General features: G+C 76.0%; 7 protein-coding genes. 6 read left to right on the top strand and 1 reads right to left on the bottom strand.

Going from position 1 to position 14,933, the window contains the following annotated elements:
* Positions 1-205 precede the first annotated feature (205 nt).
* From ACI79B_RS08785 to ACI79B_RS08765, 5 genes are read left to right on the top strand one after another with little or no spacing between them, the layout of a single operon-like run.
* Entirely contained in the window at positions 206-463 is a 258-nt protein-coding gene (locus ACI79B_RS08785) for a hypothetical protein (RefSeq protein ID WP_456926899.1), read from the top strand.
* Complete coding sequence (locus ACI79B_RS08780; protein ID WP_456926898.1) at positions 460-3,258, top strand: vWA domain-containing protein; 2,799 nt, start codon at positions 460-462, stop codon at positions 3,256-3,258. The genes ACI79B_RS08785 and ACI79B_RS08780 overlap by 4 nt, the downstream gene beginning before the upstream one ends.
* 35 nt (positions 3,259-3,293) lie before the next feature.
* The gene (locus ACI79B_RS08775) at positions 3,294-6,875 is read left to right on the top strand and encodes a tubulin-like doman-containing protein (RefSeq protein WP_456926897.1); all 3,582 of its coding nucleotides are present in this window, start codon (positions 3,294-3,296) and stop codon (positions 6,873-6,875) included.
* On the top strand, positions 6,872-9,616 hold the full coding sequence (locus ACI79B_RS08770; protein WP_456926896.1) for a hypothetical protein: 2,745 nt from the start codon (positions 6,872-6,874) through the stop codon (positions 9,614-9,616). The genes ACI79B_RS08775 and ACI79B_RS08770 overlap by 4 nt, the downstream gene beginning before the upstream one ends.
* Before the next feature lie 5 nt (positions 9,617-9,621).
* The gene (locus ACI79B_RS08765) at positions 9,622-10,464 is read left to right on the top strand and encodes a hypothetical protein (protein WP_456926895.1); all 843 of its coding nucleotides are present in this window, start codon (positions 9,622-9,624) and stop codon (positions 10,462-10,464) included.
* Here ACI79B_RS08765 and ACI79B_RS08760 read toward each other — a convergent pair.
* Entirely contained in the window at positions 10,450-11,451 is a 1,002-nt protein-coding gene (locus ACI79B_RS08760; protein ID WP_456926894.1) for a hypothetical protein, read from the bottom strand. The two genes, ACI79B_RS08765 and ACI79B_RS08760, sit on opposite strands and share 15 nt — an antisense overlap.
* Before the next feature lie 172 nt (positions 11,452-11,623).
* Between ACI79B_RS08760 and ACI79B_RS08755 the strand changes: the two genes are divergently transcribed.
* The gene (locus ACI79B_RS08755; RefSeq protein ID WP_456926893.1) at positions 11,624-14,923 is read left to right on the top strand and encodes a hypothetical protein; all 3,300 of its coding nucleotides are present in this window, start codon (positions 11,624-11,626) and stop codon (positions 14,921-14,923) included.
* Positions 14,924-14,933: the final 10 nt, after the last annotated feature.

Below are 14,933 nucleotides of genomic sequence, written 5' to 3'. Positions count from 1 at the left end.
CACGCCGGGCGGGTTCCCCTCGCCCGGCGGATTCCCGTCGACGGGTGGCTTTCCGTCCCCTGGCGGGTTCCCGTCCCCCGACGCACCCGCCCCGGGCCCGCTCGGGAGCACCGGCTCCCCGTGGGGTCCGACGCCCGCCGGAGCGCCGGCCGAGCGGGCGACGCCGCCGGTCGCCCTGCTGGGCGCCGCGCTGCTCGCCCCGCTGGTGACCGTGCCGCTGCTGTTCCTCGACGGGTGGGGCTGGCACGTCCTCGGCTGGGCGGTCGCCACCTTCGGCGCCGCCGCACTGCTCATCGCCGCCACCCTCGCCGACACGCGGCGCCGTGCCTCCGCCTGGTACCTCGGCCGCGACGGCCTGGTCAGCGCGCTGCGGCTGGGCACCGTCGTCCTCGCCCTGCTCGCCGCCGGTGCGCACGCCTGGCTGTTCGCCGACTGGTTCTCCCGCCTCGAGGTGTTCGCGTGACCGCTGCACTCCCCCGCCGGGCGGCCGCGCTCCTGCTGGTCTGCGTCGGCACCGTCCTCGCGCTCACCGGCCTCGCCGGCCCGGCGGCGGCCGCGCCGTCCCCGGTGGGCACCGCCGCGCTGCAGGACCTCGGCGCCTGCCTCGCCGACCAGCAGCAGGCCGACGTCCTGCTGCTCGTGGACGAGAGCGGCAGCCTCGGCCGCACCGACCCCGACGACACCCGGGTCGCCGCGGCGCAGCTGCTGCTGGCCCGGCTCGCCGACACCGCCGCCCGTAGCGGCGCGACCATCGACCTCGCCGTCAGCGGCTTCTCCGCCGGGGTCCGCGGCGCGCTGGACTGGTCGCCGCTGACCGAGGGCTCCCTGCCCGACGCGTCGGCTGCGGTCGCGGACTTCGCCGGCCGCGACGACGGCTTCGAGACCGACTACTGGACGGCGCTGACCACGGCCCGCCAGCAGCTGGTCGACCACCGCGACCCCGGGTCGGCCCGTCCCTGCCAGGCGCTGGTGCTGTTCACCGACGGGCAGTACGAGCTGTCCGCCCGTGAGACGGACGCCGAGCGCCGGCAGTACGGCGAGACCCTGCCGATCCCCGGCGCGGAGACCGTCCCGATCACCTCCGACGAGGCCGCCGCCCAGGTGGCCGAGGCCGGCCGGACCGACCTCTGCCGGCCCGGCGGCGTCGCTGATCAGCTCCGCGAGGAGCGCATCCTGCTCATCGCGCTGGGCCTGTCCGGCGACGGCGTCGACCTGGGCCTGCTCGGGCGCATCGCCGAGTCGGCGGGGCCGGAACCGTGCGGCCAGGCCTCCCCCTATGGCCTGTTCCTCCCCGCCGACGACGTCCAGGACCTGGTGCTGGCCTTCGACGCCGTGGGCGACCCGGCCAACCCGCCGCAGGCGCCGGTCGAGAAGAGCGTCTGCGTGGGCACGGCCTGCCCGCAGCAGGCGCACACCTTCACCCTCGACGCCTCGATCACCTCCATCCACCTCGTGGGCACGTCCGACGCGGCGGGGATCGACGTCTACGTCCAGCCGCCCGGCGTGCCGCAGTCACAGCTGCTGCGCTACGACGCGGCCCGGCCCGCGGGCGTCCTCCCCGCCGGTGCGGTCGGCCTCGACTACACGTGGTACGCCGACGGCGCCTTCTCGGTCGACGCGTCGATCCCGGCCGACGGCGCCAACTGGTCAGGCCCCTGGCAGGTGGTCTTCGTCGACCCGACCGGCCAGAACCCCGACGCCGTCACCCGCACCCAGCTGACCATCCAGGCGGACCTGGCCGCGGTCGTCGGCCCGGGCGACCCCGTCGAGTGGCGGGTCGGCGAGGACGTCGGACCGCTGTCGTTCGCGCTGGTCCGGTCGGACGGCACATCGGCCACGCTCGGCGACCCGGCCCCCACCCTGGCGCTCGACGTCGCGCTGCGCGCCGACGACGGCACCGAGGCCGTGCTGGCCACCGCCGTCCCCGGTCCCCAGCTGGGCCTCGTACTGCTGACGGTGCCCGCGGACTTCCCGCCGGGCCCCGCCGAGCTGCGCACCTCGCTCGCGGTCACCACGGTCAGCGGCCAGGTGCTGCAGCCGCAGGTACGCACCGCGCAGGTCGACGTCCTCCCGCCGCTGGGCTTCCCGACCGTCGCCGCCGACCCGGTCGACTTCGGCCGGCTGGAGGGCACCGGGCCCAGCGACACCGTGAGGATCCCGGTCACCGGCCCCGGCTGCGTGTGGGTGGAGTCCGCGACCCTCGACGTCCACCCGGCCGGCGTCGACGGGGTCACCGTGATCTCGCCGTACCGCAGCGCAGCGGAGTGCCTGGAGGTGGCCGACGGCGAGACCGCCGAGCTGACCGTGCAGCTCTCGAGCGCCGTCGCGGACGCCGGTGACCTGCAGGGTGACCTGGTGCTGCGCGCCGCGCCCGAGGGCGTCGACGGCGCCGAGCGCGAGGACCGCGCGGTCGACGTCCGGGTGGCCTACGCCGCCGAGCTCGTCCGGCGGGCCGACACCGGCGTGTTCCTCGGCGCCCTGATCGGGGCGCTGGTGCTCGGCATTGGCCTGCCGGTGCTGGTGTTCCTCCTCGGCCGCCGGATCGCCGCCAAGCTGCCCGACAAGCCGCTGCAGTCGACGCTGCTCGACGTGCGGGTGGGCCCGGGCGGGCTGTCCGGCGCCGCGCTCGACCGCGCGTGGGACCCGGTCCCGCCGCCGGCCGGCGGCCGGAAGCAGGCCGTGCTCTCGGGGGTCCCGGTGCGGGCCCGCGCCGGCGTGAAGATCACCGAGGCCGGCTACGCCGAGGTCGAGGACCCGGCGCGGGTCGGCGTGTCCGGCGCGCCGGGCGGGAGGGCGCCGAAGTCGCTCGCCGCGCGGCTGCCGCTCGCGCTGGCCGGCAGCTGGACGGTGCTGCTGGACCGGGCGACGGCGGCCTCCGACGCCGCCGAGGTGCCGGCCCGGCTGCTGCTCGTCGTCGACGCGGCGGCCACCGGCGAGCAGCGGGAGGCGCTGCTGTCCCGCGCCCGCGCGGAGGGCGCCGGCGCCGTCGACAGCCTGCGGGCCGCGGCCCAGGAGAGCGCCGACGCCCCGACGGCTCCCCCACCCCCGCCGGACCCGTTCGGCGGCCCCTCCGGCGGGAGCACCCCGCCCGGCGGCGGCCCGGCGCCGGACCCGTTCGGCGGCAGCCCCGCGCCGGCGTGGCCGGGCGGGGGCAGCTCGTGGCCGCCGGCGACGCCGGCAGCGCCGGCGCGTGACCCCTTCGCCGGCGGGGACGGCTCCCCGTGGCCGTCCCCCTCCTCCGACCCATTCCGGCGCTGACGGCGCCGCGCACCACGCACTGACCTGGAGACCCCGTGTACAAGATCTGCGTCGTCGGCCTGGGCGGCTCGGGCGGCAAGACCCTGCAGTTCCTCATGGACCAGCTGCGCTCGGAGCTGAGCACGGTCGGCTGGACCGCCGACCACCTCCCGCGCTGCTGGGAGTTCGTGCACATCGACGTCCCCTCGGCGCCCGACGGCGTCGGCCCCGGCCTGCCGCAGACCGTGCCGGCGCAGGGCGGGACGTACATCCCGGTGAGCAACCCCACCGACAGCTACGCCGTCCTCGACTCGGCGCTGCAGACCACGCTGTCGTCCCAGCCCACCGGCAGCCAGTTGCGCCAGCTGGCCCGCTGGCGGCCCGACCCGGGCAAGGTGACGACGCCGATCACCGAGGGCGCCGGCCAGTACCGGGCGGTCGGCCGGCTGCTGACCCTGGCCCGGGCCGGCCTGGTCTACGACCGGCTGGTGCCGGTGGCCGAGCGGCTCAACCAGGGCGCGGCCGACAGCGACCTGCGCGCGCTCACGAACCTGCTCAAGCTGGACGACAAGCCGTCCCAGGGGACGCTGGTCTTCGTCGTCTCGTCGCTGGCCGGCGGCACCGGCGCGTCCATGACGCTCGACGTCTGCAACCTGCTGCGCGCCGTCGCCGGGCAGGTGCCGAACTTCCCCGCCGAGCAGGCCCTGGCCTTCCTCTACACGCCGGACGTGTTCGAGCGGCTGCAGGCCAACCGGCGCGCCGGGGTGAACGCCAACGCCCTCGGCACGGTCGCCGAGCTCATGTCGTCAATGGCCGCCCGGCAGACGCCGTGGACCCCCCAGGAGTGGTCGGTCTACGGCGGCGTCCCCCAGCCGGTGAAGCCCGGCCGCGGGCCGCTGCTCGCCTTCCCCGTCGGCGCCTACAACGGCATCACCGGTGCCCGGTTCGGTGACGGCGCCTCGGACACGGTCTACCGCGGGTTCGCCCGGTCGCTGTCCTCGCTGTTCGTCTCCGAGTCCCAGCAGACCAGCCTCAAGGCCTACGCCATCGGCAACCTGGAGTCCGCGGCCACCTCGCTGCAGGACCGCACCCAGCTCAGCGTCCAGCCCGCCCGCCACGGCGCCGAGGGCGAGACCACGGAGCCGCTGGTCTTCGGCTCCATCGGCTTCGCCTCCCTCGGCCTGGGTCGCGACCGGTACGCCGAGTACGCCGCCCAGCGGCTGGCCCGCCGCGGGCTCGAGCGGCTGCTGCGCGGCCACTGGGACGTCACCGTGCACACCGGCGAGCGCAGCCCCCAGCAGGCGGTCGCCGCCACCGCGGCCGAGTACTACCCGCAGTTCCTGCAGTGGGCCGGGCTGCCCGACCTGCGCCTGCGGGACACCAGCTACCTGCGGTTCCTCGTCGACGACGTGTGGGCCGCCGAGGCGCGCGAGAACCTGGCGGCCACCTCCACCCAGTCCACCGTGGCGCCGGCGATGGCGCCGGGCTACGCGGCCAAGGGCGCGCACTTCGCCCAGCAGCTGGCCGGCCTGATCAGCTCGTCCTTCCACCAGGTGGTGGGCGACGCCGAGGCCGAGCTGCGCGAGGCCGCCGTGCGGTGGGTGCCCGCCGTCCAGGCGCGGCTGGAGACGGCCGCGCTCCGGGTCGCCGGCGAACGCGGGCTGCCGGTGGCCGAGCGGGTGCTCGAGACGCTGGCCGGCGACCTGCAGGCCGCCGCCGACCAGCTGACCCGGAACTCGGCCACGACCCTGCACCCGCAGGAGATCGCCGCCGACGTCACCGGCGAGCTGCAGACGGTCACCTCCGCCATCGATGCCAACCACGGCGTCGTCGGCCGCGCGACCACCCGCATCCGGCAGCACTTCGCCGACCTGTTCGTCCGCAAGGGCGCAGCCCTGGCCGGCGACCTGCTCGCCCAGCTCGGCACCGACCTGCTGCCGCCCCTGCGCACCGGGCTGCAGCACGCCCGGGAGGCGCTCGAGGCCGCCGAGCGGGCGACCGTCGGCAACGCCCCGGTGTCGACCGTGGCGACGACCGAGGTGCAGCAGTGGCCGGTCGGTGACGACGTCCCCGGCCGGTTCGCCACCGCGCAGAACGAGGTCCTTCTCGAGGACATCGCCACCTACCCGCGGTCCTTCGCCGACCAGCTGGTGCAGAACTACAACGGCTTCGCCCCCGGCGGTGGCGCCCCCTCGGCCGAGCGCGCCGAGGAGCTCGCCGTCTTCGAGGTGCTGACGTGGCTGCACGCCGACGTCCGCACCCGGGTCCGCTCCGCCGACCGGCTCACCGGGATCGACACCAACGGCTCGCCGGTGCGCATCGGCCGCCGCTCGGAGTGGTGGCCGCAGGCGCTGGCCTCGGTCAACCCGTCCCGCCGGGCCACCTACCGCGTCGAGCTGGACCACACGGCCGTGCTCGACGGCGCCCGCGCATGGGTCAACCGGGCCGACGAGGTGATGGGCAAGTTCATCACCCAGGGCCTCGACGCCTACCTCCAGCGCGAGGGCGCCGGCGTCCACGAGCGGGAGGCGCTCGCCCGCCACTTCGTCGACCGCTTCGAGGCCGCCCTGCAGCTGGCCGCCCCGCTCGTGGCCGTGGACACCAGCATGGTCCAGGCGGTGCACGACGTCCGGGTCGAGGTGACCTACCAGTTCGGCGAGGTGCCGCTGGCGGGGCACCGGGACGTCGTCGAGCGGATGGCCGACGCGCTGCGCCGCGGCGCCAGCGACAACGACGCCGTCGAGCGGCTCCACCGCGCGGTGACCGAGGTGTCCCGCAGCCGGATCGACATCCTGGGCAACTACGCGGGCATCTACAACCCGGTCGTCTTCTCGTCGCTGCAGCGGCCTATCCGCAAGCAGTGGACCGAGTCGAACTCGCCGCAGCTGCGCGGCAGCTTCTGGCGCTGGCGCCGCGGCCGGTCGCTGACCGACTACGCCCCGGTCTCCCGCACCTGGCTGCAGTCGATGATCACCGGCTGGCTGGTCGGCCGGCTCACCGGCGAGGTGCTCGTGCCCGGTGAGGGCCCGATCCTCGACGGTGGGGTCGCCGTCTGGTCGGAGGAGCTGCGCGCCTTCACCCGGCTGCCGCACCCGCTGCTCGGCGCCGAGGACCCGGCCCGCGACGCGCCCGGCTGGGGCCTGCTGGCCGCCGTCGTCGAGTCCCTGCCCCTGGCGATCGCCCTGTGCGACGGCAACACCCAGCTGCCGGCGCTGCAGCCCTACCAGGCCCTCTTCCAGCTCGGCCGGTTCCTGCAGTCGGCCGACGAGCGGCAGCCGAACGACGCGCTGCTCACCTGGATCCGGGACGGCCGGACCCGCAGCGGCGCGCTGCCCTGGGGGGAGGCCCCGGTCGTGGCGACGCCGGAGCAGCGGCTGGCCGAGGCCCGGGAGTGGTGCGCGTCGCTGGGTGAGGACGCCACGAGCCTGCTGCCGCCGGACGCGTCCGTGCCGGGTCCGCGCGGGGAGTTCAGCACCGTGAGCCCGCACAACTTCTGGAAGGTGCCCCGGGACTGGGAGATCGCGCCGCAGCTGCTCACCGCGAGCTCCCAGCTGCTGGCCAACCTGGAGCTCCCCGACTACACCGGGCTCGCCCTGGCGCCGCAGGCGGCCAGCGGCATCACCCGGACGCGCGCGTGACCGCCCCCGGCTCCGGCCCCACGACGGTCGTCCTCGGCCGGTTCGGCGGCGGCGCGGCGGCGGACGTCCGCGAGGTCGTCCGCGACTGGACGGCGGCCGACCTGCTGGGCCCGTCGGTGTGGATCGACCTGGACCAGCCGTCCGGGCCGCCGCAGCTGACCGTCGTCGACCGGGACGGCGCGCGCACGTCCCCGGCCGAGCAGTGGCTGGCCGTCTCTGGCATCACGGGGGCGCGCGTGGTGCTGGTGCAGGTCTTCACCGACGACGCCGGCACCGCGCCGCGGCCCGCCGTCCCGGCGACGACCGCGGCCCTGGCCCTCCTCGAGCGGATCGGCCTGGGCCACGCGCCCCTGGTCAACCTGCTCGTCCCCGCCACCGGCGCGACACCCGTCCCCGAGGAAGCCGTCGTCGGGTCCCGGCCCAACGTCCTGCTGCAGGCGCGCGACGGGCAGAGCCCGACCGCGGTGAGCCGGCCGGTGCCGGCCGGGGAGCTCGCCGCGCACGCCGCCTCGGGGCTGGCCACCGTCGCCGGGCTGTGGACCGCGATGGCCGAGGCGCCGTTCGACGGCACCCAGGTCTGGCCGGGCACGCAGGTGACCGTCGCCCGCGCCTTCGCCCGGACCCTGGACTCCCAGGCGGTGTTCACCGGGCTGTCCGAGCAGGTGTACCGGGCCGAGGGGGCGCTCCCCCGGGCGCGCACGCCCCGCGGGGACCGGCTCACCGACGTCCCCGACGTGCAGGCGCTGCCCGCCGCGGAGGCCGCGGCGACCGCCGTCCTGGAGCTGCACCGCGGCCTGACCCGGTTCGCCGCCCCGCCGCCGTTCACGCCCGCTCCCCGCACCGGCGTCGGGCTGCTGCAGGCGGTGCGGATGTTCCTCTCCTTCCTGTGGGCGGCGATCCGGAACGCCCCGAGGGCGTGGGTCGAAGGGCTCGTGCACCGGACCGCCGGCGCCATCGCCGGGTGGGCCAACGACCGGCTCTTCGGCGACCGGTCGGGCTACGAGGTGCTGGTGCTCGGCGTCCGGCCGGCCAACCGTCCGCCGCAGTCGGCCGACGAGGACGACATCAGCGTGCTCATCGACGAGGCGACGCGGCTGTCGGCCCAGGTGTCCCCGGGCAGCGAGGTCGCCACGGTCGACGCCGGCGCGTTCTGGAACGACGTCACGGCGGTGGGCGTCAGTCTGGCCGACGGGTCGGCGGTGCACCCCAGCGTGCGGATGCCCCACTTCGGCCAGGACCGGCAGGTGCTCGACCGGCCGGAGCTCATCGTCCCGCCACCGGCCGAGCCCGTGCACCGGCTGCCGGTCGGTGCCCTGCCGGAGGCCGGCGCCGTCGAGGTGCACCCCGACGACCCCTACCTCGCCGCCCAGGCCCACCGGCTGCTGACCGGCGAGCGCGACCGGCCCGGCGCAGGGACGAACGACCCGTCCCGCTACGCCGTCCTCGACGGCACCCTGCGGTCGCTGGGCACCTGGATGGCCAAGCAGCGCAGCTTCACGTGGACGCTGGGCTCGTCGCTGTCCTGGGAGCTCGAGCAGGCCCGCCGGACGCTGAGCGAGGCGATCGGCACCGCCGGGGACACCGGCGGCGACGAGCCGCCGGCGCGCATCCTGGAGACCCAGCGGCGCACCCGCCGGTTCGTGCTCGGGGCCCTGGCCGCGGTGGTGGCCGCCCTGCTGCTGGTCGTCGGGCTGGTCGTCGGCGAGGTGCTCTCCGTCCTCGTGGGCAGCCTCGTCGGCGTCGGCCTGCTGGTCGTGTGGTTTACCAGCTCCGCGCTGGTGTTCATGCGCCGGCAGAAGGAGCTGTTCACCTGGCTGCACGAGCGCGACGAGCAGCGGGCACGCCGGGAGTGGGCCCAGAAGCACGTCGCCCACGTGGCACGCGAGGTGCAGCGGCTGGGCGTGCTGTACCGGCAGAGCCGGCTGTGGACCCGGGTGCTCTCCCGCGTCGTGCACGACCCCTTCGGCGCGGCCGGGACCGCTGACGAGGAGTCCGCCTACCCGACCGGCCTGTCCGGGACGCTGCCACTGTCGCTGGCAGTCGGTTCGGCCGGCTTCTCGGCCGACGAGCACGTGCAGCTGGTGCACGAGGCGCGCCGGGCCCAGGTGCACGTCGGCTGGCTCGGCGCCCAGCTGCAGGCCCGCATCGAGGCCGCACTCGCCGCCCGCTCGCAGCGGTACGGGCGAGCCGAGCACACCACCGTCTGGAGCGACACCGGCTACTCCGACCAGGGACCGCTCACCGAGCTGGTGCGGACACTGGGCACGCCCGGGGACCGGCACGCCGCCGCGGCCGCCGCCGACGCGCGGTTGGTCGACTGGCTCACCCGGCTGGGTGCGGAGCGCGGACTGGAGTGGTCGCTGGCCGTCGTCCACCCGACGGTGGCGGTGACTGCGGGCATGCGCGAGGAGACCGTGTCCGGCCCGGCGTTCCTGTCCCCGGTGCTCGGGAGCGCCACCCACCTCGACCGGGAGGGCTTCAGCTCCACCGGCGCGGTGATGCTGGCCAACCAGGTCGAGTCCACCGTGCTCGCCGCCGTGGGCGTCCCGGTGCCCCCCGGTACGGCCACCCAGCTGCGGGTGGTCCCGGCGGCCGGCCGCCGCAGCATGGACCGCTTCGTCGCCCGGCTCGACCTCACCCGCCAGCTCACGCTGGACCAGGTCGCGCACTTCACCCCGTCCACGCCCCAGGAGCCCGAGCCGCCGGCACCGGTGTCGCGCGGCATCGGCACGAGGAGCTGACCGGCGTGCTGTGGGACCTGCTGGCGCTGACCGGTCAGCTCTTCCTGCTCATGTGGCTGGCCACCGCGGTCTTCTGGGCTCTGGCCGGCGTCGCGGTGGCCGGTGCGCTGGGCCGGCCGGCCTGGCAGGGCCTGCTGTTTGGGGCGGTGCTGCCCGGCGTCGGCCTGGTCGTGCTGCTGGTGGTCGAGGTCGTCCGCCACGGCGGCACCGCCGGCGTGCGCGCACGGCCGGCCGCGCCGTGGCGGGTGCGCGGCGCCCGGGAGGCGGCCGCCGGCCTCGCCGTCCTGGGCGCCGTCGCGGTCGTCGTGGTGACCGGCCTGCGCGACACCCGGCTGGCCGTCGTCACCGGGCAGGTGTCCTTCACCGTCCGAGACCTCGGCCTGGCCACTGTCACCGGGGTCACCGTCCTCGTGCTCCTGGGCGCCGCCGTGCTGGCCTGGCGCCGACCGAGCCGGGTCGCCGCCGTCGCGGTCGCCTGGTGCGCCTCCTGGTGGCTGCTGTGGGCCGTCGGCGCGCTGCTGGTCGGCGACACCCTGCGGGTGCTCGCCGACTCCACCGGCCTGGCCGACGCCCTCGACGCAGCGGTCGAGGTCGGGACGTCGTGGTGGCTGCTGCTCGGCGTCGCGGTCGCGCTGCTCGCCTGGAGCACCGCGCTGGTCGTCACCGGCGTCCGGGGCCGGGTGCCGGAGCCGCTGACGCCCGGCCTGCCCCAGCCGGGCCTGCCCCAGCCGCGGGCCGGCGCGGACCCGTTCGCGCCGCGCGCTCCGTTCGCGGCGCCGGATCCCTTCGCCGGTCCGGCCGACCCGTTCGCCGGTCCCGGCCCGCGGCCGGGCTCAGGAGGCTGGTGAGGCGTGCGCCAGCGCCCTGACCACCGCCGCTGCGTCGGGCCGGGGCTCCGGGACGACGACGGTGCCCAGGCCGCTCGCGGCCACGGTGCGACCCGGCTCGGGCGCGGCCAGCACCACGCGGTAGCCGGACGCCGCGGACCCGCCCTCTTGGTCGGTCACCGTGACCACGACACCCGGTCGACCGTCGCCGACCGTGGTGACCGCACGGGACCCGGTGCGGAGGCCGATCTCGGCGGTCCAGGCGCGGAGGAACTCCTCGGGGTCGTCAGCCAGGCCGAGCTGTCGCGGCGGCTCAGAGCGGTCGCTGACCGCCACCACCGTGACGGCGGGCTGGTCGGCGGCCGCGGCGAGGGCCTGGACGGCGCCCAGGACGCTGGCCACGGTGCCGGCCACCAGTCGCGGGCGCATGGACGCGGACAGGTCGAGCACCGCGGTCACCGGGACGCCGCTGGCGACCAGGCCGGCGTGACCGGCCAGCGCCGTGGCCTCGCGCAGGGCCTGCGGGACCTCGACGTGCGTGGGCGCGGGTCCGCCGCCGCGCAGCCACGGGTCGCGAGTGGGCACGTAGGGCACCTGCTGCGGCAGGACGGCGTAGCCCGTGTCGGTCGGCGCCAGGCTCAGCGCCACGGTCGCGGTGCCCCCGACGGTGTCCAGGCCGGGGTGCTGGAAGGCCTCCTCCGCGCCGGCGCCCGGGCCGGTGCGCACCACCAGCGACAGGGACAGCGGGTGCGCCGCCGGCGCGGTGACCACCAGGTCCAGCCGTTGCCACCCCGTGGGCAGCGCGCCGGCGTCGAGCAGCCAGGTGTTGTCGGCCCAGGGCTGGCGGCGCAGACCGGGGACCTCGGCGTCGGGGAAGCGCAGGTGCTGTCCGGAGCCGGTCACCAGGTGTGCAGCGACCTCGTCGCCGGGCCGCAGCCCCTGCCACTCGACCAGGCACTGGGCGCCCGGCAGCGGCTCGCGCTGGTTGACCGTCATGAGCACCGTCATCGGGTAGCTTCCCCCTCCGGATCCGGATCGTCCGTGTCCCGGCCACCCGGCCGGACGCCGCCGCAGTGTGACAGAGCGCCGGCCCGCCTGGGCTCGCTGCCGGCCCATCCGCGCGTCCCCTCAGGGGCGGCCTCCCCCGCCGTCCCGTCCCCGCACCACACGAGGAGTCCCCGTGGCGTCAGCCCTCTATAGCGCGCTGCGCACCGCGCGTGACCAGCACGGCGTCGCTCCCGATGCGAGCGACGGCGTGTTGCTGCTCATCGCCCGGTCGCGCGTCGGGGACCCCGACCAGCTCGCCGATCTGCTGAGGGACAAGGGCATCACGCTCGCGCCGTCGTCGGTGCACGAGCTGGCCCGACTGGTCCGCGAGAACGGTGGCGGGACGCCCCCCGCGCCCCCGGCCGCCGCGCCCGCGTCCGGCGGCGCCATGGGTTTCCTGACCCGCGTCGACGACCAGCCGGCCGGCCGTGTCGTCGACAGCATCCCGCCGGCGCCGGCCACGCCTCCGCCTCCCACGGCGCGGCGCCACCGCCGCGGGCCGTCCCCCGAGCAGGCGGCCTCCCGCAGCGCCGCGGGCACGCTCCCGCCGCCCGCCTACCCGGCGCCGGCCACAGCGCCCGTTGCCGCCCCCGAGCCGGCTCCCACTCCGCAACGCCCGGCCGCCGCTGCCCCGGCGCCCCCGGCTCCCGTCCCGGCCCCGGAGCCCGAGCCCGCGCCGGTGGCCCAGGACCCGGGCCTGCCCGGCCCCGAGGCGTTCTCCGACGACGTCGACCAGTGGGCGACCCGCGGCGACAAGGTGTCCACCCACCGCATCGACGACCAGACCGTCGACATCTCCTGGCCGGTGGTGGACGCCTCGGGACGGTCCGTCGTCTACCTGCTCGTCGCCTCCTCCACCGGCATCCCGCCCCGGCCGAGCGCGGGCACCCGCGTGCTGGTGACCACCGAGCCGCGCGCGTCCGTCCCGGCCGGCACGGGACCGTTCGTCTCGGTGTTCAGCTACTCGGCCGACGCCCCCGGGAGCCTGCCGACGGTGCAGGCGGTGCACCACGCCGCCGGCCGGGTCGTGCCCGAGGTCGCCGACCTGCACGTCAGCGTCCACAACGACGCGGTGGTGCTGAGCTGGACCGCCCCCCAGGGCGTCAGCCGGGTGCGGGTGCTGCGCAGCCTCCCCGACGAGGCGCTGCCGCCCACCTTCGACGCCGCGCGGGAGATCGTCGGCACCCCCGCCTATGCCCGCGACACCGGCGTGCTCCCCGGCCGCCGCTACGAGTACCGCGTCCTCACCCAGTTCACGGAGGGCTCCGCCACCCACCTGTCGACGGGCATCGAGGCCGTCGCCACCATCCCGGCAGTCCCGCAGCCGGTGACCGACCTGGCCGCGACCGTCTCCGGCGAGACGGCGATGGCGCGGGTCGAGCTGCGGTGGACCACTCCGGACCTGGGCACCGTCGTCGTCTACGAGGCCGGTGACAAGCCCGAGCACGCCGCCACCGGACGAGTCATCAGCCGCGGCCAGCTCGACGTGCTGCCCCTGGGACGGCCGGTGGGTGAGCCGGTGCTCGCAGAGGGGCCGGTGTCCATGGTGCCGGGAATCCCGTTCCGGCAGGCCGAGGGCGCCCGCCGCGCGTACACGCCGGTCACGCTGATCGGTGACCAGGCGGCGGTCGGGCCGGCGGCGGTCGTCGACCTGCTCGGCGCGCCGCGCGACGTCACGCTCACCGAGCGAGTCGGCTGGCAGCTCCTGCGTTTTGCCTGGCCGGTCGGCGCGACTTTCGTCGAGGTGGAGCGCGGCGGCATCGGCGGTCCCCCGGAAGGCACACCGGCGATGCGCATCTCCGAGCAGGAGTACCGGCGACTGGGCGGGATGCGCCTGGATCACCTGCCCGTCGGCGGCTGCGACCTGCACCTGCGCGGCTCCGTACGGTCCGGCGGTGCCTGGACGCACGGCCCGACGACAGTGGTCACCTATCCCGGCCGCTGGGTTCTCCTCTACCGAGTCGACCGGGTCGGCCGGATGAGTCGTCGCCGCCAGCTGTCGTTGTATGTCGAGCGACCGTGGCAGGACGACGCCCGGGTCGCCTTCGTGACCCGGCAGGACCGGATGCCGCTCAATGGGGAGGACCTGGAACGCCCGCCGCACCTCATCGGGATCCGGGCCAACACCCTGGTGCCGCACCAGTGGACGCCCGTGGACGCCGATCTTCCGCCCGAGGTGCCGGGTTACACCCGGTTGTTCGCCCAGCACTCACAGGTCGGCTGGCCCGCCGTCGTCCCGCCGCCGATCGCGACGCGACTGCCCGCCGCCGCATCCATGCCCCTGCACCCGGGTCAGGTGCGCTGCGTGACGTGCGGCGCCACCCAGGACGCACAGCCGGCGCTGTTCCGCTGTACGGGGACCTGTCGGCCCGCGCTCGACCCGGTGCTGTCTGGCTTCCTTGGCGAGACGACCGAGGACCGGCCGCTGTTCCCCTCCTCGGCACCGGGGATGGACAGCGTGGCCTGCCCGACCTGCGCCACACCCTCTCGCGAGGTCGTCTGCAGAGCCTGCCACTCACCGCTGCAATCCCACGCGGCGGCCACCGACCCGGTCAGCGTCACCGTCGTGGGCGCGCGCGGCACGGGGAAGACGACGTTCCTGGTCCGGCTGTGCGACTGGATCGAGAAGGTCTGGGGTCCGGCGACCGGCGCCCCGGCAACACCGCTGGATTCGCACACCATCGGTCGCCTGCACGCCATGCGCGAGTTCCTCACTGACGGCCGTGCCCTTCCCTCGACGGTCACCGTGGAGGCAAATCCCGAGCTGCTGGCTCCGATGTTGATGACCCTCGACCACTGGGGCGGCCGCGCACGCACCCTCGCGCTCTACGACGTCGCCGGCGAGGACGTCGAGCGGCCAGGCGCCCTGTCGGACTACGGGCCGACCATGTCACGGACCGATGCCCTGCTGTTCCTGCTCGACCCGTTGCAGATCCCCGACGTCCGAGACTTCCTCCAGGGACAGATCCCATTGCCACCCGTGGCCGGCAACCCGCTGACCGTCCTGAACAACGTGATCACAGAGATCCGGCGCCGCACGAACCACCCAGGACCTCTACATATGCCGCTCCTCGTCGCGGTCAGCAAGCTCGACGGAATCCACGAGGCGGTGGACACCCCCGGCACCGACCTGTCCGGGCTCCTCAACGGTGGGTCCGCGTTGATGCGCGACGGGACGCCGGGTGACTCCCTGGCCTTTGACCCGTTCGACCGGTACCAGGTGCACGAGGAGACCCGCAGCCTCCTGCTGCGGCTCAGTGCAATGCAGTTCCTCGCCCTGGCCGAGGGGTCCTTCGCGCGCGTCGAGTACTTCGCGCTGTCCGCGTTGGGTCACTCGCCCGCCGGCGCGACCCTGTCGGAGGCAGGCGTGTCCTCCTTCCGCGTGCCCGATCCGCTGCGCTGGCTGGTCGCCAGCCGCTGGCCGGGGCGCTGAGGCCGCGGAA

This window comes from Geodermatophilus sp. SYSU D00879, from assembly GCF_054050375.1.
The sequence above is the reverse complement of the archived record's forward strand: the minus strand, read 5'-3'. Positions and strand labels throughout refer to the sequence as shown.